This window comes from Legionella bozemanae (assembly GCF_001648595.1).
GTDB classification, from domain to species: domain Bacteria; phylum Pseudomonadota; class Gammaproteobacteria; order Legionellales; family Legionellaceae; genus Legionella; species Legionella bozemanae.
Window position 1 is genome coordinate 1 of record NZ_LBAW01000051.1, and the last position, 3,827, is coordinate 3,827.

Below are 3,827 nucleotides of genomic sequence, written 5' to 3' on the forward strand. Positions count from 1 at the left end.
ATACATTGTCGAAGAAAAGGGCCTTGGTTAAATGAGGGGGTCACAATAGAAATTTTTGGCAGATTGTTTTCTTGCCCCATTTTTAATTCCTTAAAAAATTTAGTTATTCGCACTTGATTTATATTTTTTTAATTTAATTGTTTTTGCAAGGCAATGCTCCTCAACTCTTCGTCGACTTATACTGGGGTAACTTTTAAATTAGAAATAGTATAGGCAGCACGCCTGGAATCGGTTTTGCTTAAAGGCTTAGCCGCTCCATTAGTCACAATAATAAGTTTAGTCAGTGATGCAGGAGAAATATCAAGTACTTTGTTATAAACGGATCGTTCTCCGTTTTTTGTATTAAGCACAATTTTATGGGGTTCATTTTTCTCCCATAAATAAATTGTTAATTGCTGATTCCCATGTATACCATACTCAAAAAACAACCTTGTTTTTTTCATTTCTGAAGATACATCGAAGGGTTCCAGTTGGAAAACAATCTCATCTTTAACCCAATACCACCAATTATCACCACTTTTTTCTTCGGGATATGGATTGCTCACATGAGTAATTTTTATCTCGGCTTGAGATAGCTTGTGCAAACGCGCATCTTCTGAAGATACTTTAATCGTTTTATCATTAGGGATCTTTTGCATACCCTGCACGGCATCAACCTCAGTCTTTTGGGCACTTCCCGAGTATTGCAGAGCAGAAAAGCTCGTCACCCCCACGATGATACCTAAAAAAAATCCTCCAAAAAAATCCCTTTTTTTCATAATTAATCCTTATAAATCCTATACCTTATAAAGCATGTTCGTTTGCTCAAGATATCACATTCATAATAAAGAGAACAATATTTAAAAAGCAGTTTATCTCTTACGGCAACTCACCATACTTAAGTTACCCAGGTATCTTGTTCGGAAAAAAAATTCGTATCATGAAGTAAAAATGCGAGCTCTCGACCAGCTGCATCGATTAAGGACTCAGTAAATTGTATATAAATTCGTTTGTTATCTACTAACTCATTGGGAATAGATACTTGTTGGTACTGATGGGCAGTAAATTGAAACTGACCTACTCTTTTTTTACCAGCCATAATGAGCATGGTTGAATTCATTGGTGTCACTCCACCGATATAGAGAATTTCTCCAACGGCTCTCTTGCTCGAGTTACAGGAAAATTCTTTTGATAGCCAATTATCTGAAAAAAAACCACTAATATTAGATTTTGGGGATGAACTAGTTTTATTGATAAAAAGAATTTTTTTGAGAGCAGATGTTCCAAATTCTTTAATTTTTTTAGCCAGATTTGAAAAGCCCTGAGTCCGACGTGACCAGTGGTAATGTAACTTGCTCACAGGAAGATGTAAGCTTTTAATGGATAATAAGCGAACTATCTGACTGATTGCATTTTTTTTCTCATAAATCAAATGGTGCCAGTATCCCTGGTAATAATTGAGATGTGTATAACCAATGTGATGTTTGCATATGCTAAATATTTCTTGATAGATTTTGATACGCCCTGAAAGGGTCTTCGTTTCCGGATATAAACGTGAACAGGAAAGTTTTTCGTGCAAAAACTGGATATCCATTCTGGCTTTCGCGATACGTAACCAGTAGTCATAATCCATAACAAAATGGAGTTGTTCATCAAAAAACCCAATTTTTTCTACTACACGACGTCGCCAAAAAGCAGCGGGCTGACATATCATACAGTCTTGAGATAATCTATTAAATGAATACTCATCTGTCTTATAAGTACCAATGATATTATCATGTTCATCAATATAATCGGCCTGACCATAGACCATATCACAGTGTGGATGATTCAGAAAAAAATCAACAACTTTCCGAATAGCGCCGGGAGTTAATACATCATCAGAGTTCAAATAAGCAAGAATTTCTCCCTTTGCCCGCTTAATACCTTTATTAATGGCATGCGTTTGTCCGTTGTCTGGTTCTGAAATCCAAAAAAAACGATCGGTATAAGAACTAAGAATATCTACAGAATCATCGGTAGAGCCGCCATCAATCACAATATATTCAATATGAGGATAATCTTGGCTAAGCACACTATCAATAGTGCGCTTGAGAAACCTTCCTTGATTAAAAGAAGGAGTTATGATAGATACTAAGGGCACGTTTTTTGATGTCGATTCTTCGTACAGTACTTTTTGTCTTGCCTTCTCTGCAACTCGAGTACAAGCAGCGAATAAATTATGTGCCGATCGTTCCCAAGAGTAGGCATTTAATCGTGCTTTACCACGTTGAATCAGTGTTTCACGCAACTCATTATTTTGCAGAATCTCTCCCATAGCATTAGCCATTGCTGAGATATCTAAAGGAGAACAAGTAATCACAGCATTTCCCCCTACTTCAGGAAGACTGGTAGTATTGCTGCATAAAACGGGGGTACCTGTATTAAAAGCTTCTAATAAAGGTATTCCAAATCCTTCATAGAGTGTGAAAAAAACCAAAGCTTGTGCTCGTTCCATAAGTATTCGAAAAAATTCAGGCCTAATAAAGCCCAGATGAACAACCGGTAAGTCCTTGTTATTTTTATGAAGTTCTTTCCACCCTTCCCTATTACCTGTTAAAACAAGAGATACAGCTAAATCAGGATTATTTTTTAAAAGGAGACGAAAAGCTTGCAGCAATCTAATATGATTTTTATGTTTCCAGATATTTGCTGGAAACATAAAAAATGGGGTTTTAGGAATCAATGCCTTTTCTTTATCAGTCAAACAATCTTCCGTTGTTGTTAGGCTGTGGACCTTTTGTAAAGAGGGTTCCATAAGAAAAATATCGTTACATTTTGTTTCGGAAAAATCATAAAGAGTTTTTTTTGCAAATTCTGAGATAGTGCCAATAGCACCTGCTTTAGTCAGTGCTTTTGAAAATGCTGCTCTTCTCGATCGGAGTGTTTGTTCAGAGAAAAATTCGGGATAAGCTTCGTGTTGAATATCTGGAATTAAAAAAATTTGCTTATTTAATGGAAACTGTAATGTATCTTCCATAGGATAAGTACGAAAAAGAACATCAAGATTATTTTCAGTCGCAATTCGATCCAAATCAGAGAAAAATGTTGCACTGGATAAAGTAAAATAACGGACATTATCAGCATGGCATTCAAGCATGGCTCTGTTAAACGGAGTACAAAATACTAAAAATTGATGTTCGGGGTAAAGAGTAAACATCGGTTCACAAACTCCCTTTACTAACTGAGAAATTCCCCCAGATGCACCAATTACTAATTGGCGTAGTTCAATTCCAATAATCATAACGTAATTCCGTGTATTTATTTTATCTTGTTTTTGAGAAAGCTTACTAATGATGATTTTCGTGGAAAACCATCACTTTTTACATTAAATTGTGCCAACAGCCGTCCTGTTCTTTTCCAAAGTTTGATGACATCTCTTTGATACCATCTAGGAAAGATATTTTCGTTATTTTTTGCAAATTTATGCAGGGTATCAAGCATATAGCACAGAACACCTGGGGTTATTTCTAATCCGGAATGTTGCTTTGAGATACATCGAAGTTCTTCTATACGTTTGAATAGGCCTGTAGAAGTTTTAGTAGTAGCATATTCTCGACTTGCAGATAAAACCCCATCGACAGGCTGAGGTTCACCCAGAGTTGAAAGCCGCATCCACAAATCAGAGTCCATTCCATACTCTAATTCAACATTAAGATATCCTATTTGTTCTAAACAATGACGATTCATGAATGTTGAAGGTTGCAAGATATAGTTCAAACCCATAACTAATGCATGACGGTCGAAGGTCAAACTGTTTTTAGGGAAGAAATGAGTCAGTACTTCCCCTGTTTTCGAAACTCGAAATC

The 3,827-nt window shown here is 36.1% G+C and carries 3 protein-coding genes; all 3 read right to left on the bottom strand.

Features of this window, described 5'->3' with window-relative positions; all coding sequences use genetic code 11:
- Positions 1-176 precede the first annotated feature (176 nt).
- Positions 177-758, bottom strand: a complete 582-nt coding sequence (locus A8O27_RS17855) for a hypothetical protein (RefSeq protein WP_058458329.1) — start codon at positions 756-758, stop codon at positions 177-179.
- Positions 759-877: 119 nt separating this feature from the next.
- Entirely contained in the window at positions 878-3,262 is a 2,385-nt protein-coding gene (locus A8O27_RS17860) for a glycosyltransferase (RefSeq protein WP_058458328.1), read from the bottom strand.
- A 17-nt stretch (positions 3,263-3,279) separates the two neighbouring features.
- On the bottom strand, positions 3,280-3,827 hold a 548-nt coding region (locus A8O27_RS18925), incomplete at its 5' end, for a glycosyltransferase family protein (RefSeq protein WP_211269256.1).

Bases quoted from the DNA above. Each gene is read 5' to 3' on its own strand.
- A8O27_RS17860 (WP_058458328.1), bottom strand. From the start codon at position 3,262: ATGATTATTGGAATTGAACTACGCCAATTAGTAATTGGTGCATCTGGG.
- A8O27_RS17855 (WP_058458329.1), bottom strand. From the start codon at position 758: ATGAAAAAAAGGGATTTTTTTGGAGGATTTTTTTTAGGTATCATCGTG.